Genomic DNA, 25951 nt, shown 5'->3' on the forward strand with positions numbered 1-25951 from the left:
GGCCCGAGGTAGTAGACGAAAGCCAGATAAGAGAATCCTTCTCAGTCACCTGGACTGATCTTTTGTGAGAAACATTCATGTCTGAATCTCCCACATCGGTTGAACTGGAACCCCTTGAACAGCTTCATGTGGCCATGATTGAACGTGTGGCCAACGATGAGCTCGAACTCCCCCTTCTTCCGCATGTGGCTACCGAAGTCTTGAATTTGACTAGCGATCCTGATGCCGACATGACGCGGTTAGCCACCTTGATCCAACAAGATCAAGCCATTGCCAGTCAGGTGTTGAAAATATCTAATTCCGCGGCCTATGCGCCACGTTCTCCCATTGTCTCCATGCAACAAGCCGTGTCCTGGCTCGGCATGAAAATGTTAGGGGAGCTGGCGCTGACCGTCTCGATTGGAAGTGGAGTCTTTCGTGTCAAAGGATATGAAACGGAAATCGGGAGTCTCTGGCGTCACGCCCTAGCCTCCGGTCTCTTTGCCAAAGAAATTGCGAGATTAGGGCGAAGCAATGTGGAATGCGCATTTTTGTGTGGACTGCTGCATACGATTGGGAAACCGGTCGTGCTCCAAGCAATCTTAGAAGTTCAGGAGAGTATGGATCTGACCTTTGCGTGGTCTGACTTTGTTAGGATCCTCGATGTCCATCATGTTCAAGTCGGGTCGTTAGTGGTGGAAAAATGGAAACTTCCCTCTCATGTCAAAGAGGCCATTCTGTACTATGGCGACTATACCCAAGCTCCCAAACTAAGTTCTGTTGCTATGGCCACCTGTTTAGCTGATCGATTAGCTTCACGATTTTTGGGGTTGGACGGTGAAGATGCCGTCGAACTGGAAAGTCTTCCCGTGGTGGAAGCCTTGAATTTGTATCCCGAAGATATGGAAGCCTTATATGGCCAGGGTGAGACGGTTCTTCAGGCGGTTGAGGCGATCGTTGTATGAGTGCCAGCAAACATTTTGACATTTTAGTGATTGGCAGTGGCCCCGCCGGTCAAAAAGCGGCCATTCAGGGTGCGAAAGTGGGCAAACGCGTGGCATTGGTGGAGCGCAGTAAGCATGTAGGCGGGGCTTGTGTGCATCATGGCACCATTCCCAGCAAGACTCTCCGAGAAAGTGCTCTCAACATGGTTCGGTTTCAACGAACCTCAAATGTCTTTGATTTTCGGTTGCGAGACGACCTCACGGTCCCTGCCCTCATTCAACGGCTGGACGAAGTGATACAAGCCCATTCCGTCTATATGGCCGCGCAGCTCGATCGCAATCAGGTCACTCGTTTTCATGCCCGCGCCAAGTTTGCCTCTAGCCATGAAGTGGAGTTCACGACACCCAAACGGACCATCGAACGTTACTCAGCAGATATCATTATTATTGCCACCGGATCGCGGCCCCGCTGCCCAGATAATGTTCCTGTCGACCATGAACATATATTGGATAGCGATTCCATCCTCTCCATGATCTATCTTCCAAAAACCCTTACGGTGTTGGGTGGCGGGGTGATTGCCAGTGAATATGCATCATTCTTCTCTCTTTTGGGCGTCCAAGTGATGATGGTTGATCAAGCGGATCGGCCCGTCCGTTTTATGGATGCCGAAATTACCAATGGGTTTGTGAAGGCGTTTGAAGCAACGGGGGGGCGTTACTTTGGTGAGCAAAAAATCGAGGAAGTAAAATGGGATGGTCTCTCCAAAGTCATGACCAAGTTGGGGAATGGAGAAACCCTGGAGAGTGAAAAAATGCTCATGGCTCTTGGGCGAGTGGCCAACATCGAAGAGCTGAATCTCTCGGAAGTAGGAATCGAACCTACCCCCCGTGGGTTGATTCCTGTCGATGAATTTTTTCGAACTGCGGTTTCCCATGTGTATGCTGTCGGCGATGTGATTGGGCCGCCGTCGTTAGCCTCGTGTTCCATGGAGCAGGGACGGCGAGCGGTGTGTCATGCCTTAGCCATCGATCCCGGGCATTCTGCGGACATGGTGCCCATGGGTATTTATACCGTACCGGAAATGTCGAGTGTTGGGATTACTGAAGAGGAGGCTGTGTCCCGTCATGGAGGAGCTGTAGTTGGGCGGGCTCAATTCCAGGAAATCGCCCGGGGACAGATCTCAGGGATGACCGAAGGACTTTTAAAATTAGTTGCTGATGCTCAAGGAAAAAAATTGCTCGGCGTGCATATTGTAGGCGAAGGCGCGACAGAGCTAGTGCATATCGGACAAATGGGGCTCTTGGCGGAAGTCGAGGTCGATCATTTCGTCGAAAACATTTTTAACTTTCCCACCATGGCTGAAACCTACCGAGTCGCGGCATTAGACATTGTTAAGCAACGCCCCCGTTAACCTTCTCCGTTATCTTCTTAAATTTTTCTTTGCGAGTTTGCTCACTGTCCTTGTAATTTCCCACAATCTTGCCTGTAGCTGTTCACAGGCATCCCGCAACGAAATAGTGACATGAATGAAAGAAATGACCTGGACGGTGTACATGTTGGAATGTTCTGATGGCACGCTATACACGGGGATTTCTTCAAATGTTGAACAACGATTGGCTCATCACGAAAAAGGCAAGGGAGCGAGATACACCAAAGGCCGAGGGCCTTTTACGGTGGTATATGTCGAACCAAAAGAGACCAAAGGCGAAGCGCTTAAACGCGAAAAGGCCATCAAGTCTTTAAGAAGACAAGAAAAGGTACGGCTGATTGCAGAATTCCGTCGGCTTCGAGAATAACGACACTGGTCCCGAGAATTATTATGAAAAACTCCAAGTTCCAAGGTTTCTATTATATTGTCACTCTCTTCTCGCCTGAAGGGCTTGAATGATTGGCTGAGGGTCAAAAGATTCTTCGGAATTGATGCTGTAAGTCATGCGTAGCTCATCGTCCCCTAATGGCTCTTGTTGACGTTTTTGTTGCTGGAGTACCGCGAGGTCGGCTTCTGATGCGTCGGAATGCTGTTGTGCACGGGTGACTATCCGTTCTCGTAGTGTTTCGGGTGGTGCCTGAACATCAATGATGAAAAAAGGAACGTTGACCTCTTCGGCCAGCGTACGAAGGAGATCTCGATATTGGCGTTGGAGGAACGTCGCATCAACAATTACACTATAGTCAGATGCAAGAAGCCGTTGAGCGGCATCTCGTAATTGAATGTATAATCGTTTGGTGGTATCAGGCCCGTAGAGTTTGGGTTTCAACTCCGGTGTACTTTCCATGTTGGGGGTCAAACCAACCATCCGCTTGCGTTCGATATCGGACCGCAGGCGAATGGCTCCTATGGTTTCCAGTAATGACTGAGAATACGTCGATTTTCCTGATCCGGAGAGCCCATGCATAATCATGAGGCTTGGGCGGGAAGGGAAAGCCAAGGTTTGAGCTGCGTGGATATACCGATGAAATTCTTCCATAAGCTGCTTCGATGATTCATCAGATTGATGACTTTGGTCCAGACGAATGCGGGCAACTTTAGTGCGGACTAAGGCGCGATACACCTCATAGAATCGGAGAACAGATATTCCCGCGTAATCTCCGGAGTGTTCAAGGTAAGCATTCAAAAACCTCCACGCAAAATCTGACCGTCCTCGGGCTCTAAGGTCCATGATGAAAAACGACGCATCACTTATCACATCGATCCAACGGAGTCGTTCGCTGAATTCAATCCCATCAAAGGGCGTGGCCATATCCTCGATGAGCACTACATTCGCAAGATGAAGGTCCCCATGACATTCCCGAACGAACCCCTGACGTTTTCGATCGGTAAAGGTTTCGTAGCGAGCAGCATGTTCCTGTTCCATCCATTGTTGAAGTGCGTGAAGAAGAGCGTATTCCTTTTCTGGCAAGGCCTCAGGCGAAAAATGATCAAAGACATCCGTGATCGTCTGTTTAATAACTTCAGAATTTCCAAAATTGGCCGGTTCTTTGGCCCCGAGAAGGCCACCATGAAACTTCGCAAGGTCTTTGGCTAATTGATCGAGGTGTCGGTTCTGGACCTTCCCCTTGGGCAACGCGTGATCGAGTGTGGCATCCAGAGGGAATTGCCGCATCTTGACGGCATATTCAATAGGCGCAGTGCCATCCCCAAGTGTTGGGGCTTCCGGCGTTCCAGAAATTGGGATGATATCTAAATATAGTTGGGGCGCCATTCGGCCATTGAGACGTAATTCCTCCTTACAAGCATGGTGCCGAAGGGGCAAAGTGGAAAAATCCACAAACCCAAGGTTGACCGGCTTTTTTATCTTATAGGCAAAGGGCCCGGTGAGTAGGACCCAAGAAATATGCGTTTCCAAGACCTCGATTTTAGTGACCGGATGGGGGTAGACGGATGGATCCATAAGTGCTTGGATCAAGGTTCGGGAATGTTCAAGGGTGGCGTTCAAAGTTCTTCCTTTTAAGGGATCACATGGTGAAAGGAATGACCGACAGCAAGGTCATGTCTTTTCACCTTACTCGGTCCTGATAATTTCTCCAACCAATTCGTTCCCAAGAACAGGGCATGGTATGAACTGTGAATTTTTTTGACTAAGCAAAATCCTTGCCCAAAAGAAAAATTCTTTTCCACAAAATCTGTGGACAAATTGGTGAATATTAATAGCCCCAGTATGTTTTTTTGTTTTCAAGACGATGGAATCACCAATTTGCACAAATTTTAATCATGGTAGTCATGAAAAAATTACCACAATATGTCGTAGGTCTTTGCTACATACGTAGAACTTTTAACCCAAGTATAGAATTTCATTTAATAAATTGAAACTTGGAAAATGTGTGCCAAAGCAGATATGTTTTTGAATTCGAAAACTCTGAACTTATCCACAAAAACTGTTGATAAGCTCTGTGTATTAGAATTGAATTTACAAAAATAACTACAAAAAAAAGTCCTTTATTCCAAAGAAAATATTCACCAGAGAACCCGCAACGCCTGATGCAAGGCCTCTCAACCCTCGCCACAATTATTTCAGTCCTGGCATTCCCTCTGATTTTTCTCGTGCTTCTGTATCCTTACCTCGCCGGACCTCGGGGTAAGTGGTATGCCGTATGCGTGTATAGTGGAATATCCCTAGGAATGATGCTCGTAGCCGCGCTCACGGCTCAAGAGCCTCATTTGCCTGAACAGGCATGGGGTTGGTGGGACTGGTTGGTGATGATTTTGGGAGTCGGCCTCCTCCTGGCCTACATCGCGAGGAAATACCAATTCCTCAAAAAAGAGGCTTTGGCGAGGAGGAGTACGGGAGATAATAAAAAAGATTCGCAGGTACCAGGACACAGGTTGGGGAAAAAGAAGCGCAAGCTGTAAGGATTTGATTTAATTGAGGGTGTTATGAATGACAATATTGAGAAATAAAAAAGGCGACTCATTTTCATGAGTCGCCTTTTTAGATTCTATTAAGTCCGCTTTACATAAACTTCATAAACTTGTCTTTGGCCTCGTCCATCAGCTCTGCTGTGATAGATGTTGCCCCGCGCTCTTGGGCTAAACGCTCAATTTCTTTTTTCGCCATGGGTTGAATGAAATCTGGGATATTATTGAGGCGTTCCTTCGCATCTGCCGACCACGTCATTCCATCCGAGGCATTTTTCGAATCATCCATGACTTGGAGCGTGACGGTCGTAAAACCATTTTTTCTAGCATAAGATTCAACGCTTCCCTTCACCATGGGTTGAACAAAGGAAGGCAACTTCCCTAACCGCTCCTGGGCATCAGGGGACCATTGCAAATCTGATGGGGGGGTGCTCGTTGTCGCCCCGCCACTGGTCAATCCCATTTGGGCAACCATGGTGGAAAATGGACATCCGCCTTCACCTTCCTTGGTCGCAGGGGCTCCTGCGGGAGCAGCACTTTTCCCAGCGTTGATTTTCTCATTCAGATAAGCAGCCATGGACCCTGGCGCAGCGGGAGCACTGACTTCTTCCTTTAACGTTCCTCTCGTCATTTCCAATGGTGTTTGTTCGACCGTGCGTCCACCAAGTTGCACGCCTAAGGAACTGACCATTTGAGTTTCTCCAGGGTTTGTCACCATCGAAACCTTCGCTTCACAGGATGGACAGGCAAAAAATACACCGAGTGACCCTTCGGCGGGCTTTTCGACCTTTTCAAAACTCATATAAGTTTCGCAATTTAAACAGACAAATTTCATAACATCCTCACATGGGAGAGATTGATATACAGGAAGACGAGGATTCTCCCCAGTTAGAGTTTCTCGGCCAACACTTTTTTGTAATCCAACAGTGACTGAAGGCGTCCGACGATTTCTTGAAACCGTTGGTTGGTTGGATATTGTTCATCCAGTAACGGCGCGCCTTTATCGAAAGTCTTCGCAAAGATTCTGTCGAAGGGAATGCGTCCCAACAAGGGCAGGTTGAGGGCTTCACACATGCCCTCGGTATTTCCCTCGAATAATTCACTTTCCACTCCACAAGCTGGGCATCGATATTCACTCATATTTTCGATGACACCCAAAACGGGAATACCCAATTCATTGGCATAGCCAATGGATTTTTGCACGACGTTTGAGGCGACTTCAGAGGGTGTGGTTACCACCACGGCCCCAGCGAGGTCTGGAAGGAAGCTCGCAATGACCGGTGGCTTATCGGCTGCGGCTCCCGGAGGGAGGTCGGCCAATAAAACGTCCAATTCCCCCCAACAAATATCAGCTAAAAATTCTCGGATCACGTTCATTTCCATGAGTCCAAGCCAGACCGGGCTTAGATCCATTGGCCCTTTCCACCGGACGGGTGACGCTTCACTCAACAGGAAATCCATGGACACGACTTTTACCCCGTAGGGACCTTCCGGAGGAATGGCACCCTCAGGAGACATCGTGACGTTTTTCCCATGAATACCCAGCATTTGAGGAACGCAGGGCCCATTGAGGTCGACATCGATAATTCCCACGCGATTTCCATTGCGTGCAAAGGCCAGGGCCAAGTTGACGGTGGTCATGCTTTTGCCCACTCCACCCTTGCCACTCATCACGACGATCTTATTCTTAATCCCGGCCATGCGATCGTGCACTTGCTTGGTCTGGGCGGTGATTTGTTGAATCACCTTCGCATCGTCGGTGTATTTCAGTTTTCCAAGAATTTCTTTGAGATCTTTTGCCATAGTCGATTTCTCGTTTGATTTATATGGTCTAGGGATTAGACAACAAGCCAAGTAGGGACGATAACATAGGCATTTTTACGGGGTCAAACAAAAGGGAGCTACTCTTAAACCGTGAAACTTCAATTGTTTCATATGTTTTAAAGGGCTCGAGCGAGGGAAAAAGTCACCACCTTCTTCGCCTGGATCTTAAGTTGATAGGGAATTAGGCCGAGTTTTTCTACTATCAATCTTTGATGGTAGGGATTTAAACTGGTCATGCTGAACATTGCCCGTCTCTTTTACCTTGCTGGGACTCTGGGAATGATCTTCCTTGCATTGGGGTGTGCCACTACCACTTCCATGCCGATGGAAAAACATCGTATTTCTGCCACCGTGGTTTATGCAGATACGGATGCCATCAATTTGGCAGCGCGAGCTCGTGGATATGCAGGCCAACGGGTCAATGGGTTTTATGACCCCAGCCGAAATGAAATTTGGTGCCCTAATGATGAAAGTGTCGAATCCTTGCGAACCTGTGGCCATGAACTCCGGCATTTGATCAAAGGCCAATTTCACTAATCCGTCTACCCGATAACACTTTCCCCAAGAACTCCTGTCTCTGCGGCTGATTTCCCCGTCTCTATTTCCCATATCCTTGTTCAGACCTCCATTGTTTGACCTAATTGGTGGTGAGTGAGATGAGGGAAACCCCAAGTGAAAAGCCTCTTGAGAGTCATATCTCAAAAAGCCTAGGGTAGATTCACCTGAGGCTGAATCGAATCAAAGCTCTCCATCAACAACGACGGCTATTCATGACATTTTCAAAGACCGAAAATCTTCTTTGAAGGTCAGGTCAAGGCAAGAATTAACGTATGGATGAAAAACAACTGCACTTCCGCACCATCCTCGAGGGAGTCCTCGTGGCCGGCGTGGTGACGGTGATTCTGTTATTCGGGGGGTTCGAAAAAATCGAAGGGTGGATTTTGAACACCCAATTTTCCCTTCGCGGCCCTCTTACGCCAAAATCTCCTATCATCATCGTATCTATCGATGAAGACTCCTTTGATGAACTGGAATTTCAATGGCCATGGCCTCGATCAGTACACGCAGAGTTTCTTAATATTCTGCAACAAGGTCGACCGACGGCGATTGGCTTGAATATCCTCTTTATTGAACCTTCGGCGCTTGGTCCGGAAGATGATGTGGCACTAGGAGAAGCGATACGGGATGCGGGAAACGTGATCCTGGCTGCTGCCCAAAGTGTTGTGGAAAGCGGCATGTACCGGAAAGCAGATTTGAATGCTCCTGTGGCTTCGATTCGAAAACATGCGGCGGGTTATGGTCCCGTGAATCTTCCAACTGATAACGACGCGTTCATTCGACGAGCGCAAACCCACCTCATGCACCAAGGTACGGCAATCAAGGGATTTGATGCACTCTTGTACCAATTGGCGCAAAAAGCTGGCCTTTCCGAGTCCCCATTTCAGCAGACCCAGTTTATCATCAATTTTCGAGGAAGGCCTCGAACGTTTGAAACCGTTCCGTATTATCGCGTGTTAAATGGAGAAATCCCTCCAGCTTATTTTTACGGAAAGATTGTCTTCGTCGGATCCACGACGCCACTTCTCCATGATTCCTATCCAACCCCGTTTGCTCCTACTGGAGACATGCCTGGGGTAGAAATCCATGCCAATATCTTGGAAACTATGCTTCAAAATGACCCCATTGAGCAGATTCCTCTGGGGGTGACGGTGTTTGTCCTGCTATTGGCCGGACCGCTGGCGATTCGAATAACCAACCGTTTCCGTCCCTTGTTCGCGCTTAGCCTGATCCTGGTTCTTATTGGAATCTATTGGGCAGTGGGCTTTGCAGGGTTTTCGATTGCCAATGTGTGGGTAGATGCCATTCCACTTCCGCTCTGTCTGGTTCTTGGGTATGGAACTTCGGTGATTCAAAATTTCATTCGCGAGCAGCGAGAAAAGCGCCAATTATCACAATACTTTTCTCCTTCAGTGCTTACGGATATTTTTCGTCATAGAAAAGAAGGCACCCTAGGTTCCCAGCGGCGGGTGGTGACCGTGCTCTTTTCCGACATTCGAGGATTTACCTTCCTGTCCCAAAAAATAGCGCCGGAACAAGTGGCGGCATTCCTTCACGAATATTTAACCGAAATGACCGATGTGGTGTTTGAACATGGTGGAACCGTAGATAAATATATGGGGGATTCCATCATGGCGCTGTATAATGCACCGTTCGACCAACCCGACCATGCACACCAAGCTCTGAAAACCGCGTTTGAATTTCAACGGCGGCTCAAACCTCTGGCCAAGAAATTGAAAGATGCGTTTGGATGGGATTTAGAATTTGGGGTCGGCATTCACACAGGGGAAGCGGTGGTCGGAACCCTGGGTTCACAGCAACGGTTTGAATATACCGCCATCGGCGATACGATTAACCTCGGGGCCCGATTAGAGTCCCTCACCAAACAATACCGCGTGCCCATTATTATGAGTGAATCCACCTATGAAGGGATTCGTGAACAGTATGAGACCAAGTTTTTAGGTACGGTTGAAATTCAGGGTCGAGAACACCCTGAACGGATTTACGCTGCGCTGAATCCCATTGCTGCCAGGAAACCCTCTTCGATATTAGAGGAGGCTTAACCTCGACATCCTCGTACTGCCAAATTCGCGAACCGTGACAGTTTGGCGCAGTTTGCCAAATTGAAATCTCCCGGCCACTTGGTTACGGATAAATCTTGTTAGGGTGGGCTCCCAAAGAGTGAGACCCTCAAAATCAGGACCAGGAAATGTCGTTTTATCCCACCATTGGCCCATGGGATTCTCTCAACTTGAAATTGCACCCCCCATTCACGCTATGATGAAAGGGTGTCTCGCCGCCAGCGGGGAAAGAACCAACTCCCAAAAGGTTCATGAGTCAAATGACGTATTGTCTGATTTTCACCGTTGAGTGAGAACAGTCAGCACGTTTTTTTCAATCTCCTCCCCCGTTGGAGCAAAAATGCCAGGCTTTCCAAAATCTTTTCTTTTACTTCTCCCTGCCTTTCTCGGGTTAGTGTGTTTCATTCCATCGAAAAGTTCAGCAAGCGTGCCCAAGCCTGCTGGTGTGGTCACTCAAGTTGCTGGCCATGCCACGCTTCATCGAATTGGGTTGGCTGAGCCCCTCCCCGTGAAATTTAAAGACCGCGTATTTTTGCAGGACAAAATTCACACCCAAGAAAAAACCTTTGTTCGTGTCCTCCTTGGAGGGAAAGCCTTAGTCACCGTGCGGGAGCTTTCGGTGCTTACGATTACCGAGGACGTGGATCACGCCACCATTGATATTCAATCCGGGATCGTCGGGCTGTCGGTTGCTCGGAAACGCATGAAGCCTGGCGAGTATATTGAAATCCGCACACCCCATGCCATTGCCGCCGTGCGTGGAACCACCGTGCTGACCCAAGTCACTTCACTAACGAATATGGCGGTGCTGGAAGGTTTCATCGACATTGCTGGCATTGCGACGCCCACCCAAACCATTCAACTCACACAACTCACGGCTTTGAAGGCTACAGACCAGGGGTTGGGACAAGCTGGCAGTCTTTCCGCGGGGGAAATTAAAATACTTCAACAACATCTCCAGCCAGACCAAAATGTCGCTCCTGAAATTTCACCGTTGAGTGATGTCGTGGCAAATACACAAAGCGAACAAGCCGCTGCCTTAGCGGAAGCGTTGGCTCCTCAACCTCAAAGGAAGGAATCACAATCACAAGCCAGCAAACCGGAGTCTGAAGAGTCCGAATCCTCCGAATCTGAGGAATCCGAAGAATCTGAAGAAGACTCTGAACTCCAAGCCGAAGAATCCGAATCCGGAGAGTCTAGTGGAGGTTCTTCCACGACGGCCTTGGTCCTTAGCACACAGGATCTTGAAATCGACCTGAATGTGCCTCCAAGTCGAATCTTTAATGGATCTCGAACCTTCAACACAGTCACCTTTTCCGGTGGAACCACCCAAGGAGCCGGGACCCTGACGGTGGATGGTGCCACGACGGTCACTGGCGGGACCAATACTGTTGAGAATCCCTACCATAGTAAAGGGCAGGTCAATGTGAATGGAGGATCGATTAATTTCAAAGGTGGTGGGACCCATGAAGGAGGGTTTACCACCTCAGCTGGAACGACCCTGGAATTCGGGGGCGGTACTCATAATATTTTCAATGATGTGACTGGCTCAGGGACTGTCAAAGTCAGCGCGGGTGCTGTCAATATTAACAATGGCACCTACAATATCACCGGCAATTCCACGAGTGTGACCGGAGGAATCCTTTCCTTCAATGCGGCCTCCACTCTGACCAGTCTTGGGCCACTCTCGGTGAGCGGCGGGCTTATTAACTTTCTCAGCGCTGAAGCAGTGTCATTATCTTCTTTTGACTTTTCCGGTGGGACCATAAGCGGAACTGACACGGTTACCGCGAATGGTCCCACCACGGTGACGGGATCCGGCACTAAAATCATTGAGGTTCCATTTAACAATGCAGACACTTTGACGCTAGAAAGTGGCACGTTGCGATTGCTAGGTAATGGCTCACATACAGGGAATTTTGATACGAAAAGTGGCACTACCCTGGAATTCGGGAATGGAACCCAGAATCTTAACGGGATTGATGTCTCTGGCGAAGGTGAAGTGAATCTAGCTGGGGGAACCTTTAATACCTCGGGTGCAACGACCATCAGCAATCCCTTCAACAATCAAGGCACGGTCAATGTGAATGAGGGCTCGTTGACCTTGCAAGGTGAAGGGGCCCACACGGGAGATTTTTCCACTGCCGCTGGGACCACTCTTGAATTTGGCGGCGGCACCCATGACCTCATCGGGGATGTCACGGGTCCTGGGACGGTCGAAGTTAGCGCGGGTGCCGTGAACGTCAACGGCGGGACGTACAATGTTACAGGAAATTCCACGGCGGTTTCTGGGGGCACCCTGACCTTCAATGCTGGGGCAACGCTGACGAGTCTCGGTCCTGTGTCCATTAGTAACGGCGGCCTCATGCGATTGTTTGCCAATGCCACCCATACGAACGACTTTTCGATTCTCACCGGTAGCACTCTCGAATTCGGCGGTGGTACCCATGATCTTTCGGGTATAGACTTCTTAGGGTTAGGCACGGTCAATCTGACCGGGGGGACCTTCAATACCACGGGCACGACGACAATGAACAATCCCTTCAACAATCAAGGGACGGTGAACGTGAATGAAGGCTCGTTGACCTTGCAAGGCGACGGCACCCACACAGGGAGTTTTACAACTGCAGATAATACCACTCTCGAGTTTAGTGGCGGCACGCATGACCTCACCGGAGATGTGACGGGTCCTGGGACGGTCGAAGTTAGCGCGGGAGCCGTGAACGTCAATGGTGGGACCTACAGCGTTACGGGCAATTCCACGACGGTTTCCGGGGGCACTCTGACCTTCAATGCTGGGGCAACGCTGACAAGTCTCGGTCCTGTGTCAATTAGCAACGGGGGGCTTCTTCGTTTATTTACGGGTGCTATCCACACAAACACCTTTAACATTGGAACCGGTAGCACCCTCGAATTCGGTGGCGGTATCAATGAAGTGGCAGGATCATCATTATCTGGCCCAGGCACCGTGAGGGTTACTGGGGGTGAATTAAAGACTCCTGGAAAATTGTTCGAATTATCTGCGGATCTTCAAACTGAAAACATTCTCTTTCAACAAACGGGCGGCTTCACCAATATCGGATCAGCGGGGAATACTGGTTCTGATGCCCTTCAAGTCGGAACACATTCTTTAGATGCGTTTGGAAACCTAAACCCTCTCTTTGACATTTCTGGTGGAGAACTTACAACAGACGGGGTTTCCGGTGACCTGATCCAGACCTTGCCTGGTGGCGGGACAGTGACCGCAGGAGGATCAATTCTAGAAATCAGTGGAACAGGGAGTGATGCCGGTAAGGTGACTCTGAAAGGAACAGGGAGCTCCATCCTCGACGTAGGGGGCGGGGATGGTAACAATGTCTCTCTTGGGAACACCGCCGTTGTCGTTCGTGAAGAGGCAACTCTCGACACAGCAGGCACCATGAATGACAACTCCAACGACGTTGCTGTCGTAAGCAATCAATCTGAATTAAGTGTTCGAGGTTCTGTGCTTGCGGTCAGTGATTCGGCGGCAGTTGAGGTCGAGCGGTCAGTGGGAAGACTGGACAATGGTAAACTCACCACCACAAATGGCGGCCATGTCCTCGAGGCAACTGGTGGAACGACCACCATGGGAAATTCAGTCCTTGATATGGCAGGGAGTACTTCTAAGGCCAATATTTCTGGTTCTGTTATTCACGCTACCGGTGGCCAGATCAATGGCCCTTCGGGTTCTAATGTCGTGAATGTTGATGCTGGGACATTGACCACGGGCAGCGGAATTATTCATGCCGAGGGTGATGACCGCATAGTTCTCGCCACGGGGACTGCTGATGCGATTGTGGACATCACTTCACCAGATGGCACTCATGACCTTGGTACAGCGGCATTCAATTTAACAGGAGAAGATCCTCAAGGAGGGCCGCTCGATACTCCGTTGACGAAAAAAGACGGCGGCAATAATGACGTGGCGGTTGACCAAACATTGCTGAGGACTTCTGGCGCAACGGTTTCGGCCAAGAAACTCCTCGTTGTCGACCAAGCTCTTCTTGACGCGACTGCCACACTTTTTCAAATTTTGGCAGGAAGCGATGTGACGGTTGATCCGGGAGTTGGGAGTGGAGCTTTAGACGTAAGCAATATGGCAATAGCATCATCGACAATGCCCTTGTTGAGTCTGGATAACAGCAACATGGAAATAACCACAGGGAACTTGCTCACCCTGGCCGCTATGACAAATGTGACCATCGGGACAGCCATCACCAGTGCCAATCTCCTCGACCTTAATAATTCTACAATTTCTATCTTAAACGGGTTGCTCGCAGATGTGTCTGGTACGCTGACAGTCCACGGCCTTCTCGCGAGCCTGAATGGAACAAGCTCCATTACCGTAACCAATAACATTGCTCCGACTCATACGATTGGGGGATATCCGGTTCACATTGCGAATGGCGGGACTATTACGACAGGAAATGGATCAACAAACTTGTTTGTCAATACGACGGACATTTCGGTCACTGCTGGAGGCAGTTTATTACGTGCAGACGGAGGAACCATTCATGTTGAAGGAGAGGTCATGCCATAATGTCGTGACCGACTCTTTCTTATTTCCCTTCGCCTTTTTCACCACCTGGATTTCCACCTTCCCGAAGGTTCCTAAAACGCCCAGGCCGCAGTCCACGATATTACCTGCCTATCAAAATTAAATAGGATATCGATATTGGAACGGCTGAAGGTATTTTGCCAATCCATGGCCAAGGTGATGTTGTTGGGAAAGGATTTTTCAATACGAACGATATGAGTTTGTTCCGTGACCGTTTGAGTGACATGGGGTGTGATGCCCGTGGGGAGCAGGCCGGTTCGTGAAAATCGGGTATTGGGACTGTCGTACATCCGGAAATGCACATCATAGTCATAGCGAAGTCGTATGTTAAACCAGGGCAGGGTATAGAGACCTCCGGCTTGCAGCCGATAGCCGGTGTAATCAAAATTCTCGCCGATTGCGGCATCCCTATCGATTTGAAATCCTCCTCTGATTAAATGTCTATCTTGTTCGAAGCGAATGATATGTGTAATGCCTGCCATCCAATTCGTTGCGGAGCGGACATCTTGCTCCAAGGCGGCTCGAAGGGCGGGACTAACCACCTGCGAAAGATCGAGCTCTTCAAACCCTTTGCTTTGAACGCCACCTTGAATCGTGGTGAGATGGTGTTGACTCTCCACTAGGGTTCCAAACACTGTCCCTGAATACCGTCGGAGAAATTGTTCTCCTCCAAGTTCGGTATTATCTACAGTAAATTGGATGCCGGTTTGGAAGGGCATCGACGCCATAAGCCCTCGGTAAAACAATCCCAGCGCACCTAAGTGGTTGACCACATTAAAGTCGGATAACTGATTATTCCCATTGTGGAAAAACGAGTACGAAAGGGAGCTTTCCACTGGCCCATGACGCAACCAGGAATAGTCTAAACGGAATGACGCTAACGCTCCCGAGGCCTCCGATTTCTGTTTTCTTAACTCCTCAATTGTGGGCTCCCCTGTTGACTGTGGGATCACCGCCACATTCGAATCATAAAATGCTCCAACTTGGACTTGGCCATGGAGACGATCCTCAGTGGTTTTGGCTGCGGCCAAAGAATCCCGCAATCGATCTGCAGGTCCCGTGATTGGCGAAACCGTGCGAACGCGCATGGCTTCCCCAAGTTCATCCGCCGCCTTTTCGGGCAGACCTAAAATGGCAAGTGCCAAACCTGAATAAAACCGTGTCAGTTGGAGAATGCGGGGATCGTCCGAAGCCCCAACTTGGAAGGCCTGTAAGGCGCCCTGATAATTTTTGTGTCGATAGCGCATAAAGCCGATGTAATACCCTAAATTTTTTGTGGCTGGTTGCTCCTCAAACACGCGTAAGAGCAAAGGTTCTGCCTTGTCGTACTCGGATTTGGAGAAATAGGCGACCCCTAACTGGAAGGCGATGGAAATATTGTTGGGAGCTTGTTCCTGTGCGTGCTCCAACGTAACGATGGCCTCATCGAGGCGATCCAAGGCCATCAATACCACTCCTTTGTAATACAAAGCTTCCAAGTGATCTGGGGAACTTTCAAGGGCCTCTGTGATCAACGTGAGAGCCTCGTCAAAGCGCTGGTCATCGATCGCAAGAATGACTTCTGCGACGAGGACATCTGCTATGGCATCCTGGGCATAAACAAGAGAAGACGTTGGGGTGAATGGGGTAAGGATGAAGTAGAGAAAATTAAGGAGGAGAAAAAGAGCTAGTCTGATTCTACGCGGTTTCTTCGTCAGGGAAGATTCAACTACCATAAATGGCTCGCGAACACCTTGCACCCCCATGCTCATCCATCGACAACAAGGGAGCTTCTAATTGCCGACTCCTGGATGATTTTTTCATAAAAGGATTTTGAAGCCCTGTTTAAACAAATCCCATTGGGGGAGGTCAAGAACCCCTAATGCTCTCTTAACTGTGGAGAAAAGTGGCGAGGGGTCCGGTATTATTTCTCTTGTGACCAATATCACCAACCAGGCGTGACACCGTTCTTCGTGGTTTTCCTCTACTTTCGGTTATTCTGACTCACACATTTCCAGTACCACTTTCGATGCTTGTGCCAATCACCAAAAAAGAGTATGACCTCACATAGTGACCCTAGGCTTTGTAGGGGCATTTAGCATTCGAGCGAAAATGGTCAATGCTTTGTTCGTCGGTTTTTGTGGCCCGAGGGACATATTTCACCTAAGAGGACTCTGTTGAAGATCAACGTATTGGGGTGCCATGGATCGGATTTATTGGTCAGAAACGAAGAGACCGAACTTCATTGTCGAAGTGTAGGCCTCCTTGTCAATGATCAAGTGATGATAGATGCAGGAACTGGAGCCTTTGAACTCGATTGGGATCAGCAGCAACGCCTCATGTATATTGTGTGTTCTCATGTCCATCTGGACCATGTCCAGGGACTTCCTGCCTTGGCAGATAATCGTATAGGAACAGCGGGGGAATCCCTCACCGTGGCCAGCATTGAGCCAGTGCTGGAAGAGCTTAAAGCTCATATCTTTAATGGTAGGGTATTTCCTGAATTATTTGCCTTGCCGACAACGGAAAAGCCAAGTTTGCAAGCCTTGACGTTGGTCGAGGAACAGCAGGTATTGCTATCTGGAATAGAATTCGTCCCCATCCCAGTGAACCACACGGTGCCCACGGTAGGGTATGTGGTGCGTGATGACGAGGCCGCCTGGGTATTCAGTGGAGATACTCATCAAACCGACCGGTTGTGGGAAGTTGCCAAACAGATACCAAATTTAAAGGCGGCCTTTATTGAAGCCTCTTTCCCAGACGAAATGCATGACTTCGCGGTGTTGACCAAACATCTCACTCCCTCGCTTCTGATGCAAGAGTTTAAGAAATTAGAGCGTCCCGAACTTCCCGTGTTCGCTTACCATCTCAAACCTCGGTTTCGTGACCGCGTGGCTCAGCAACTCAGCAGGCTGGGAATTCGCCACCTTCATGTTCTTCAAGAAGAAGAGGAAATCAATATCTAAAGATTTGGATGGGGTCGGTTTATACTGCTAGCTGGTATTCCTCACAGAACAGGAAATCTGTTCCCTAAAAAATTGAGCTAGGATCAAATGAGGAAATAGTAATCTGTAATTATTGATTTTAGGTGCGTGCCCGACTTTGTAGAATCCAGCCCCCAAGCTGCTGAAGCCGTTCGAAATAGGTTTGGGCTTCCGAATCCAAGTCCGACATGAGGGATTCCAGATCTGCAAGACAATCCTGAAGAATTCCCACCCGTTGGGCATCCAACTCTCGCTCCTCCAGAAAATACGTGACGCATCCAGCTACCACCGTATCCAAGGTCATCAATTCGCCTTCATGGGTGTCGCCAGAGACCGGCCAATCGGCGTCTTGATGCACCTGCCACAAGGTGGAAATCATGCCATAATCCGGTGCTGGGTTTGGTGAGAGTTCAGCCATGAATGATCGTATCCGCTGCAAGAAGAACCGCGAGTGCCAATGTGAGGAGGCCACTACTTCGGTAGACCCATAATGAACGAGTCGTCGCCATGGTCGTCAATCGATTTCGAAAAGCCTCCGATGACCCTAAAAGGACGCATGCTTTGACCACCATAAGGGCTCCGCAAGAAACCCAGAGCCAAAATCCTTGAAAGGTGGCTGTGCCAATGATGAGTACTAGGCCCATTAAAAGCATTCCCTGTGCCAGCCAAAACCGTTGCCAGGAATTGGTCAAAACCTGACGAGTAAAGCCCATCCACACTGTGGGTGCCGTAGTTAGAATAATTCCCGTCATGCCCCAAATAAAACTAACCAAGCCGAAAAGGAGTTGAATTCCCATTTGTCTCCGACTCACATTACTTGCCTCGGAATGCTCCCACTGCATCAAGCAGGAGCAGTGATAACGTGCAGAGGGCGAGGCCACAAAACCGATAATCCACGGCTTCTCGCGTTAATCCCCACTGGATAAACACACGACGTTGATCCTTTGATGCCAATAGGAAAAAGAGTCCCTTAGCGATCATGGCTATGCCGGTGATCAGCCATAATGGATGATAGGGTAATTCCCCAACTTGAAGTAGGAGAATGACACCAAATACTGCAGAGAGCATCGACCACCTAATCAAAGAGGGGGAGGCTAGCAAAGATTCTTTGAGCAAGGCAATCATCTGTAGTGGAGCCACCAGCAGGGCAATACCATCAGCCATCCATAACCCGGCAATTCCCATGAGAAGGTATGACATCGGAGTCTCGAAAACAGAAGTCAGATTTCTCAAGCGAAATCAACAAAGCCGTCAGCTTATTGCTTTAAGTGAAAATAAATCTCCTGCTTAAGAAGAAACCCTGGCATTAGGAAACTTTCAGTGTCAAGGCGGAGCCTTGCGAACCTATGGGTCGCCTTCGTATTCTGAATGGTACCTAGGTGTTCATAATGACCAAACTATGTATGGTGTCTACATGACGGTACCCTATCAACACGAAGCGGAGACCTTATTTAACTTAATTCCTCCTGCTTTGGCTCCAGATTTTCTGGAAGACTATGGACTCGCCGTGTCCCGTGAACAGGCACAATCCATCACGTGGGAAATTGTACTGCTCTCAACCTATTGGATTAAATCCGCCCTGCAGGTCGGGATTCCTGAGCAGGCAGGAAAGGACATTTGGGAGCAGGTCCAAGTGCAGGTTCGCCACCGATGGGAGAGTCGATTCGGGTTCGTCCACCGACCCATCAAACAATTTTTTTTGGATATGGATGCCAAATTCCAAGCCTGGGACGATATCACACAGCAGGGCGGGGAGCCCATCGCGGTGTTGACGGAGGCATCAAGTGCCTTAGAAACCGAGGGCCATATTCCCCGAGGAAAAGAACAGCAGTTGCTCGTTGTGTTGCTGGACTTGGTTCCCATCGAAGAAATTGGACAAGCTGCCGCGGAGATCGAACAAGGGTTGAGTTCGGACAGCCTGCCCTATTAACGACCTGCCCGTGGCGCTATAAGTATCGATGATTGACCACGTTGCCGGCATCATCGAGTTCAAAAAGCCAAGGCCCCCCCGTTGGAATATTTAATTCCAGCACCTCTTCTTGGCTCAGTTGGTTCAAGTGCATGACCAAGGCGCGTAAACTGTTTCCATGGGCGACTACCAAGATAGACTCCCCGTTTGAAAGGGCTGGCCAGATCTTCTTTTCATAATAGGGAATGACCCTTTCGGCCGTATCTTTCAGACTTTCGCCTCCAGGCGGGCGAACATCAAAACTTCTGCGCCACTGATGCACTTGCTCGGCCCCATGTTTCTCAATGGTTTCAGCCTTATTGAGCCCTTGAAGATCTCCATACATCCGTTCGTTGAGCGCCTGATTCTTTTCGACCTTGAGATCCGTTTGGCCAATGACCCCCAAGACAATTTCGAGGGTCTTAATGGCTCTCGTCAGAACCGAGGTAAAGGCTTGGTTAAACCGAAAGGCCTGTAATTTCTTTCCGGCTTCCTTTGCCTCTTCTTCCCCTCGAGGACTCAGGGGGACATCTACCCATCCCGTGAATCGATTCTCGAGATTCCATTGCGACTCCCCATGCCGAATTAACACCAACTGTTTCATTCCTCTGTCCTCCACTCAGGTTCAATCATGTGGCAAACCATTTTTCCTTAAGGATATTGATACATCCCTTCATCAGGGCGAAGTGCCCATCTTTGACTTGCGTTGCTAGCGGGCACTTCGTACCATGCTCCCTCATTGAAAGAACTGACCAAGTGCACACTACCTTTTATCTCGCAACCAACGGTAGGCATGTCTGATCCTCAAAATCCACAACCGCAAGCAGATTGGTGGGTGGCGTTATCCCAACATCTTGGGGTTGATGACAAGGCGCAACGATTTTTTCACAATGCCAAGGCTAATCATGTTCTTGAGCATATTGCAGAGGTGAACGGGGACATCCATTATCTGTTGTTTGTGCTATTACGAAACTGGATTCCTATCGTCTTGCCTCCACCGGGAAAGGAACGATTATCGAAAAACGATCCCGATTACTGGCTGGAATCTTCTGACATCTTGCAAGCAGCCGTTGAACGGTTGCGTGAGCTCAAGCCCCTCATCGATCTCCTGACGACACCCAATCCGTTTGAGCAAGAACCCCCTCAACGTTCGCCCGTGGTGGAAGTTGAGTTGGCTACCATGTTAGAGGGAATTGCCCAGGTGACTGGAAGTTATGGCGGCCCGGACTTTACCTCCATCATCAAGAATTTTCATCCGATTCCCCTCCGGCAGACCCAGCCCTTTAAGCATAACAAAAAGCATAGTGCCGAACTGTGGGTGGTCTTTTTGCTGCGGGAGCATCTTCGGTCCTTGGGCATGGGCAAGGATCGGTATTGGCCGCTCATTGCGGATGTCGTGTCCGCCGCTGGGATCTACCAACCTAACGATCAGCCTTATAGTGCCGGCGAACTCAAATCCTGGTGGACGAAGAATTGGCCACGGACCTTTACGACCTTAAATGAAAAAGCCGAGGGCACCCACGGCATTCACACGGCTTATCAAAACGACTATCAATGGTTTCAAACCTGGTTTGCCTGGCAGCTCTCGGTCTCTGAAAAAGCGTAACTCGTCCAATAGTCGCTTTGTGTGTTCATGACCTCATGCCCTTTCAAGGATCGGCTCACAATCGAAAATTTCACCAGACATTCACAAGCCTATCAATGGTTGTCTAACTGCACTCGAGGATCAGGCGCCGATTGTTCTATAGGAAACCCATCCCCATACATTTCGACGAATTGGCTAGAAAACAGCATGCCGAAAATCATCAAAATGGCGCTTAACCAAATGACATAGGTTTGGACTCCGCCCTCTTCTTGTAAAAACTTCTCTTGAGAGGCTTGGTCAACCAAGCCATGGGCTTTGAGTTTATCCAAATGTTCTTTCACGTGCCAGAAATAGAGATAGTTCGCGGTGACTGCCGCCATGATTTTCCATACCACCCCAACGGTAGGAATCCCTGTCAGATACAACGCCAAAAACGGACCTACTGCATACAATGCTGCATACATATACATTTTGCGGTAAAGAAACCAGAGAAAATCAAATAAAAACGCGGCCCAGTTCCACGATAACTCAAACCGTGGACTCGGAGCCGACCGAAATGCGGAAAATTTAGCGAGGTAATATTGCGCGGCGGGTCGCCAGACCCATCCTTTGGCAGGGGAAAACATGACGGTGGGATTGGGGCCAATGAAGGTTTTCCAGAGGTGATCCTCGTTGGGAACTTCCGATGGCTGCGGAGCGGCAGGTTCTTCGGGGAACACCTGCTTGCAACTATGGCAAAAACTCGCATCGTCGGGATTTTGTTGTTCACAAGCGGCACATTGTTTCATGCCGCGGGTTTATAACATCCTTCCATCAAGGGGACAAGGCTCGGGGTCCATATTTCGTCGCTTGTTGCTCGTCGCTGGTCGCTCGTATCAAGAGGTCGGATCCGTTTCAGTTCCTTACGAGCGACGAGGCCCAAGCGATCAGCAACGTTTCTAACTTATATTGCGCCCCTAAGAATCCCTATGCTAGATTCGCCTCTCCTGGCGCGCTTTTTTCAACATTTACTCCTAACGGTATGCTCACTGAAGAACTCGAACACGATTCCTCCGAATATTTGATGCCAACCTATGCCCGATTGCCCATCAGCATTGTCCGGGGGCAAGGGTGCAAAGTGTATGATGCCGAGGGTCGCGAATATTTGGATTGTGTGGCCGGGGTCGCGGTCAATATACTGGGCCATGGTCACCCCGATCTGGTAAACGCCATTGAAAAACAGGCTCGCCACCTCATACATGCGTCCAATCTGTATTATTCCGAGCCTCAAGTGCGGCTCGCCAAGAAGTTAGCGGAGTTATCTTTTGGTGATAAGGTGTTTTTCTGTAACAGTGGCGCTGAGGCGAATGAAGCCGCCATCAAGTTGGCTCGAAAGTATTCTACCGAAACCTTTGGACCGGAACGTTGTGAATTCATTACCATGCACAACTCGTTTCACGGGCGAACCCTGGCGACCCTCACGGCGACCGGTCAATCTAAAGTCCACAAGGGCTTTGCCCCGTTACCGGTTGGCTTTTCTTATGCCACATTGAACGATCTTGACTCGGTCAAAAGTCTCATGACCCCCCGCACGGCGGCCATCCTGGTGGAACCCATCCAAGGCGAGGGAGGGGTGGTGGTGGCCGATCAGAGTTTCATGAAAGAGCTGCGAGCCCTTTGCACGGAACGTCAAATCCTTTTGATATTGGATGAGATCCAAACGGGCATCGGACGAACCGGCACCATGTTCGCCTACGAACAGTACGGAATTGAACCCGATATCATGACGCTCGCCAAAGGTCTGGGTGGTGGCGTGCCCATAGGCGCCTGTATTGCCACGGATCATGTCGCCCAAGCTTTTAGTCCGGGTTCCCACGGATCTACCTTTGGAGGAAATCCGCTCGCCTGTGCGGCGAGTCTTGCTGTGCTTCGGGTTATCGAAGACAGTCAGCTCTTGGAAAAAGTCCAAGCCATTGGATCCTACCTAACCAAAGGTCTTCAGGAATTACAAAGCCGGATTCCACTTATCAAGGACATCCGAGGGATCGGCCTTTTACAGGGCATGGAGCTGTCAATTGAAGGTAAATCCGTGGTGCAAGATTGTCAGGCCCGACGAGTACTCATCAATTGCACCGTGGACCGGGTTTTGCGGTTTATTCCCCCCCTGATCATAACGCAGAAGGATGTCGACCAATTGATTGGTGTGCTCTCCGCGGTCTTGAGCAAACGACTCTGAAAGTTCGTCGTTCGCATTTTCACAAAGTACGGATGACAAAATACGATCGACGAATGAAATAATTTTTTATGACTATTCTCGGCCATTCAATTCCCAAGACTCACCATGCCTCTTCAAGCAACCCGTCTGCTATAGGCTTGGGAAAAGACTTCCTTACTCTGGGAGCAATTCCTCGTTCGGATATATTGCGACTGCTTCAAATTGCTCGTGAGCTCAAGGCTGCTCCACGTCCCGGCCGCGCTTCTCAATGGTTGCAGGGTTTAACCCTGGGGTTGATTTTCGAAAAACCCTCTACCCGAACTCGAGTATCTTTTGAAGCAGGGATGAATCAACTTGGTGGGCAAGCGTTGTTTCTCTCCTCTGAAAACATTCAATTGAGCCGTGGAGAGAGCCTTGCCGATACCGCCTTGGTGTTGTCCCGATATCTTGATGGTCTGGTGATTCGGACCTTTGAGCAGTCGACAATAGAAGAATGGGCGCGCCATGCCACGATTCCTGTAATAAATGGGTTGACGGATCTTTGCCATCCCTGCCAAGCCCTTGCCGATTTGATGACTATCCTTGAAAAAAAGGGTTCGTTCCAAGGCCTAAAACTGGCCTATCTGGGAGATGGGAATAATATTGCGAATTCTTTGATTGAAGCCGGGGCCAAAGTCGGTATGCATGTGGCCGTTGGGTGTCCTCCGAACTATGCACCCGATCCGTCGATTGTGGAAAAAAGCCGGGAAGAGGCTCGTGAGACCGGTGCGACCATTGATATTACGGTGGACCCTGCTGAGGCGGCTCTTCATGCGGATGTTCTTTATACGGATGTCTGGACCAGCATGGGACAGGAAGAAGAACAAGCTCAGCGTTTGACGGCTTTGGCCCCTTATCAGCTTAATGAAGCGTTACTCGCGCGGGCAAAGCCAGAGGCCATGGTCTTGCACTGCTTACCGGCTCATCGGGGAGAGGAAATCACCGAAGGGGTGATTGACGGTCAACAATCTGCCGTGCTGGATCAGGCCGAAAACCGGCTCCACGTGCAAAAAGCCATTCTGACGGAATGGTTGGGAAGGCCTTGGTCATGAGATTGCCACCACCGCCGATATTCTATTCCGCAAAGGGGCTTTTATCAATCAAGAAGAAGGGATGGCCATGAAAGCCTCTTCCTCCGCTCGGCGAAAAAAATCCTTCTCCTCGTCACAGGCCACACGGATTTCAGCGAAAAAATCTTCTACGACTTCGGCCAAGGCTTGGGCTGGCCGGTTTACGGAGCCGACCAATGCGTTGGTTGAACGATTCACGACCTCTTTGCCGATTGATCGACAACTTTTCGAGTATGACATTCAGGGAAGCATGGCTCACTGCCAGACTCTGGAGAAGGCCAAGGTGCTCTCCAAGGCGGAATGTCAACAGCTCATTCGAGGGCTCACCCGCGTGCGTTCAGAACTACGCGAAGGGCGATTTCCCTTTACTGACAGTGATGAAGACATTCACATGGTCGTGGAACGACGGTTGACGGAACTGATTGGTCCCTTAGGTGGAAAGTTGCACACGGGACGCAGTCGGAACGATCAAGTGACCCTTGATTTGCGCCTCTATCTACGTGAGCAGCTTCAGGTGCTTCACGGAAAAATTCATGCCGTGCAAGCCGCGTTTGTGCAGCAGGCTTCTCAGCATATTAATACCTTTATTCCTGGATATACCCACCTCCAGCGAGCGCAACCAGTGTCCCTCGCGCATCATTTTTTGGCCTATGTGGAAATGCTGGAACGGGACAAGGCCCGAATCGCCGATGCCTTGCGTCGTGTGAATGTGATGCCGTTAGGATCGGGAGCGTTGGCAGGTTCCAATTATCCCACGGATCGGACGTTCACCGCTAAATTATTGAACTTTCCAGCGTTGAGCCAAAACAGCCTCGATGCGGTCTCCGATCGTGATTATGTGGTGGAAGTGTTAAATGTCCTCTCCCTCATCATGATGCACCTATCGCGCCTCAGCGAAGAACTGATTGTGTGGTCGTCGCAAGAATTTTCTTTTGTGGAATTACCCGATGGATTTTGCACCGGAAGCAGTATGATGCCACAAAAGAAAAATCCCGATGTTCCTGAACTTATTCGCGGCAAAACTGGTCGAGTATATGGACACCTCGTGACATTGCTGACGACGCTCAAGGGCTTGCCTTTGAGTTATAACCGAGATCTTCAAGAAGATAAGGAGCCGCTTTTTGATGCTCTGCAAACTGTGTTAGACTCGCTTTCGTTGTATGCCGGGTTGATTCAGCGAATGACAGTTCGGAAGGAGAGAGTTGCCGAGGCGGTGGGGTCGGGGTTCTTACTCGCTACCGAGTTAGCCGACTATTTGGTTCAAGAAGGTGTACCGTTTCGAGAAGCTCACAGTATTGTGGGACGATTGGTCCAGACCTGTATTAAACAAAAACAAGAACTCGGGGACGTGTCCCTGGATGATCTCCGAACAATCTCTCCTCGCTTTACGAAAAAAGCGCTGAACTTTTTGACGGTTGAGGGTGCGGTTGATCGAAAAGCGCAAATTGGGGGAACCGCTCGGAAACAGGTGGCTCGACAATTGAAAACTTGGGAGCAACGTCTTAAGAAACGCCCTTCAATGTAATGATATTTGTCTGACTCTAATTTTATTGGGCATGCACGACATTTTACGATTATCAAGAAGACGGATTGCGCTCATGTTGATGATCGGCATGGCGGTCTTGACCATGCAAAGTTGTGGTGTGGTTGGTCCACCACTTCCGCCAGAGGACATTGGGATTGAGGCAAAAATCCGGTCACAAAAAAAAGCCGCGGAACCTAAAACCGAAAATAATGAATCACAATCCATTCCTCTAGACCAGGAAGAAGTGTCTTTGCCACCGCTCAAGCCCTTGGGAACACAGTAAGAAGAATGAATACTTAACTTT

23 protein-coding genes are annotated in these 25951 nt (G+C 49.4%); 14 read left to right on the top strand and 9 right to left on the bottom strand.

The features are described from left to right. Window positions 1-77: 77 nt before the first annotated feature. The 3 genes from PPG34_RS11555 (at window position 78) to PPG34_RS11565 (ending at window position 2720) form a co-directional block, all read left to right on the top strand. Window positions 78-944, top strand: coding sequence for an HDOD domain-containing protein (locus PPG34_RS11555; RefSeq protein ID WP_313833465.1), 867 nt, complete (start codon window positions 78-80; stop codon window positions 942-944). Continuing rightward, entirely contained in the window at window positions 941-2335 is a 1395-nt protein-coding gene (sthA, locus tag PPG34_RS11560) for a Si-specific NAD(P)(+) transhydrogenase (protein WP_313833466.1), read from the top strand. The genes PPG34_RS11555 and sthA overlap by 4 nt, the downstream gene beginning before the upstream one ends. A 115-nt stretch (window positions 2336-2450) precedes the next feature. After that, window positions 2451-2720, top strand: coding sequence for a GIY-YIG nuclease family protein (locus PPG34_RS11565; protein WP_313833467.1), 270 nt, complete (start codon window positions 2451-2453; stop codon window positions 2718-2720). Window positions 2721-2780: 60 nt separating this feature from the next. Here the strand turns inward: PPG34_RS11565 and PPG34_RS11570 are convergent, their stop codons facing one another. Further along, window positions 2781-4361 carry a bifunctional aminoglycoside phosphotransferase/ATP-binding protein gene (locus PPG34_RS11570; RefSeq protein WP_313833468.1) on the bottom strand — a complete coding sequence of 527 codons (1581 nt, stop codon included), beginning with the start codon at window positions 4359-4361 and terminating at the stop codon, window positions 2781-2783. 542 nt (window positions 4362-4903) lie between these two features. Here PPG34_RS11570 and PPG34_RS11575 point away from each other — a divergent pair. Next, window positions 4904-5275: a hypothetical protein gene (locus PPG34_RS11575; RefSeq protein ID WP_313833470.1), complete on the top strand. Its 372-nt coding sequence runs from the start codon at window positions 4904-4906 to the stop codon at window positions 5273-5275. A 100-nt stretch (window positions 5276-5375) separates the two neighbouring features. Here the strand turns inward: PPG34_RS11575 and PPG34_RS11580 are convergent, their stop codons facing one another. After that, window positions 5376-6083, bottom strand: coding sequence for a PCP reductase family protein (locus PPG34_RS11580; RefSeq protein WP_313833471.1), 708 nt, complete (start codon window positions 6081-6083; stop codon window positions 5376-5378). An 86-nt stretch (window positions 6084-6169) separates the two neighbouring features. Continuing rightward, complete coding sequence (locus PPG34_RS11585; protein ID WP_313833472.1) at window positions 6170-7084, bottom strand: P-loop NTPase; 915 nt, start codon at window positions 7082-7084, stop codon at window positions 6170-6172. Between the two features lie 255 nt (window positions 7085-7339). On the opposite strand from PPG34_RS11585, the gene PPG34_RS11590 reads away from it, so the two are divergent. From PPG34_RS11590 to PPG34_RS11600, 3 genes are all read left to right on the top strand, one after another. Continuing rightward, a complete protein-coding gene (locus tag PPG34_RS11590) occupies window positions 7340-7642 on the top strand; it encodes a hypothetical protein (RefSeq protein ID WP_313833473.1) in 303 nt (100 codons plus the stop codon). A 293-nt stretch (window positions 7643-7935) separates the two neighbouring features. Beyond that, window positions 7936-9726 carry a CHASE2 domain-containing protein gene (locus PPG34_RS11595; protein ID WP_313833474.1) on the top strand — a complete coding sequence of 597 codons (1791 nt, stop codon included), beginning with the start codon at window positions 7936-7938 and terminating at the stop codon, window positions 9724-9726. 358 nt (window positions 9727-10084) lie between these two features. Beyond that, complete coding sequence (locus tag PPG34_RS11600) at window positions 10085-14305, top strand: FecR domain-containing protein (protein WP_313833476.1); 4221 nt, start codon at window positions 10085-10087, stop codon at window positions 14303-14305. 71 nt (window positions 14306-14376) lie between these two features. On the opposite strand, the gene PPG34_RS11605 is transcribed toward PPG34_RS11600, so the two are convergent. Then, the gene (locus PPG34_RS11605; RefSeq protein ID WP_313833477.1) at window positions 14377-16068 is read right to left on the bottom strand and encodes a tetratricopeptide repeat protein; all 1692 of its coding nucleotides are present in this window, start codon (window positions 16066-16068) and stop codon (window positions 14377-14379) included. A gap of 411 nt (window positions 16069-16479) precedes the next feature. Between PPG34_RS11605 and PPG34_RS11610 the strand changes: the two genes are divergently transcribed. Continuing rightward, window positions 16480-17268, top strand: a complete 789-nt coding sequence (locus tag PPG34_RS11610; RefSeq protein ID WP_313833478.1) for a 3',5'-cyclic-nucleotide phosphodiesterase — start codon at window positions 16480-16482, stop codon at window positions 17266-17268. Window positions 17269-17386: 118 nt separating this feature from the next. Here PPG34_RS11610 and PPG34_RS11615 read toward each other — a convergent pair whose 3' ends face one another. Genes PPG34_RS11615 through PPG34_RS11625 form a run of 3 tightly spaced genes read right to left on the bottom strand, consistent with a single transcriptional unit; the run spans window position 17387 to window position 18486 of the window. Further along, window positions 17387-17704 (bottom strand): hypothetical protein, encoded by a 318-nt coding sequence (locus PPG34_RS11615; protein ID WP_313833479.1) that lies wholly within the window; start codon window positions 17702-17704, stop codon window positions 17387-17389. After that, on the bottom strand, window positions 17697-18083 hold the full coding sequence (locus PPG34_RS11620) for a hypothetical protein (protein ID WP_313833480.1): 387 nt from the start codon (window positions 18081-18083) through the stop codon (window positions 17697-17699). The genes PPG34_RS11615 and PPG34_RS11620 overlap by 8 nt, the downstream gene beginning before the upstream one ends. A gap of 16 nt (window positions 18084-18099) precedes the next feature. Then, entirely contained in the window at window positions 18100-18486 is a 387-nt protein-coding gene (locus PPG34_RS11625; RefSeq protein ID WP_313833481.1) for a hypothetical protein, read from the bottom strand. A gap of 214 nt (window positions 18487-18700) precedes the next feature. Between PPG34_RS11625 and PPG34_RS11630 the strand changes: the two genes are divergently transcribed. Then, window positions 18701-19216, top strand: a complete 516-nt coding sequence (locus PPG34_RS11630) for a hypothetical protein (protein WP_313833482.1) — start codon at window positions 18701-18703, stop codon at window positions 19214-19216. 16 nt (window positions 19217-19232) lie between these two features. On the opposite strand, the gene PPG34_RS11635 is transcribed toward PPG34_RS11630, so the two are convergent. Then, window positions 19233-19838: a 2,3-bisphosphoglycerate-dependent phosphoglycerate mutase gene (locus PPG34_RS11635; protein ID WP_313833483.1), complete on the bottom strand. Its 606-nt coding sequence runs from the start codon at window positions 19836-19838 to the stop codon at window positions 19233-19235. 189 nt (window positions 19839-20027) lie between these two features. Here PPG34_RS11635 and PPG34_RS11640 point away from each other — a divergent pair, with 189 nt between their 5' ends. Further along, window positions 20028-20840 (top strand): hypothetical protein, encoded by an 813-nt coding sequence (locus PPG34_RS11640; RefSeq protein WP_313833484.1) that lies wholly within the window; start codon window positions 20028-20030, stop codon window positions 20838-20840. A 92-nt stretch (window positions 20841-20932) separates the two neighbouring features. Here PPG34_RS11640 and PPG34_RS11645 read toward each other — a convergent pair whose 3' ends face one another. After that, on the bottom strand, window positions 20933-21607 hold the full coding sequence (locus PPG34_RS11645; protein WP_313833485.1) for a DUF2628 domain-containing protein: 675 nt from the start codon (window positions 21605-21607) through the stop codon (window positions 20933-20935). A 233-nt stretch (window positions 21608-21840) separates the two neighbouring features. On the opposite strand from PPG34_RS11645, the gene PPG34_RS11650 reads away from it, so the two are divergent. From PPG34_RS11650 to PPG34_RS11665, 4 genes are all read left to right on the top strand, one after another. Continuing rightward, on the top strand, window positions 21841-23034 hold the full coding sequence (locus PPG34_RS11650) for an acetylornithine transaminase (RefSeq protein WP_313833486.1): 1194 nt from the start codon (window positions 21841-21843) through the stop codon (window positions 23032-23034). 68 nt (window positions 23035-23102) lie between these two features. Then, entirely contained in the window at window positions 23103-24104 is a 1002-nt protein-coding gene (gene argF / locus PPG34_RS11655; RefSeq protein ID WP_313833487.1) for an ornithine carbamoyltransferase, read from the top strand. Window positions 24105-24171: 67 nt separating this feature from the next. Next, window positions 24172-25647, top strand: a complete 1476-nt coding sequence (gene argH / locus PPG34_RS11660) for an argininosuccinate lyase (protein WP_313833488.1) — start codon at window positions 24172-24174, stop codon at window positions 25645-25647. Between the two features lie 73 nt (window positions 25648-25720). Next, on the top strand, window positions 25721-25930 hold the full coding sequence (locus tag PPG34_RS11665) for a hypothetical protein (protein ID WP_313833489.1): 210 nt from the start codon (window positions 25721-25723) through the stop codon (window positions 25928-25930). Window positions 25931-25951: the final 21 nt, after the last annotated feature.

Source organism: Candidatus Nitronereus thalassa (assembly GCF_032191465.1).
GTDB lineage: Bacteria > Nitrospirota > Nitrospiria > Nitrospirales > UBA8639 > Nitronereus > Nitronereus thalassa.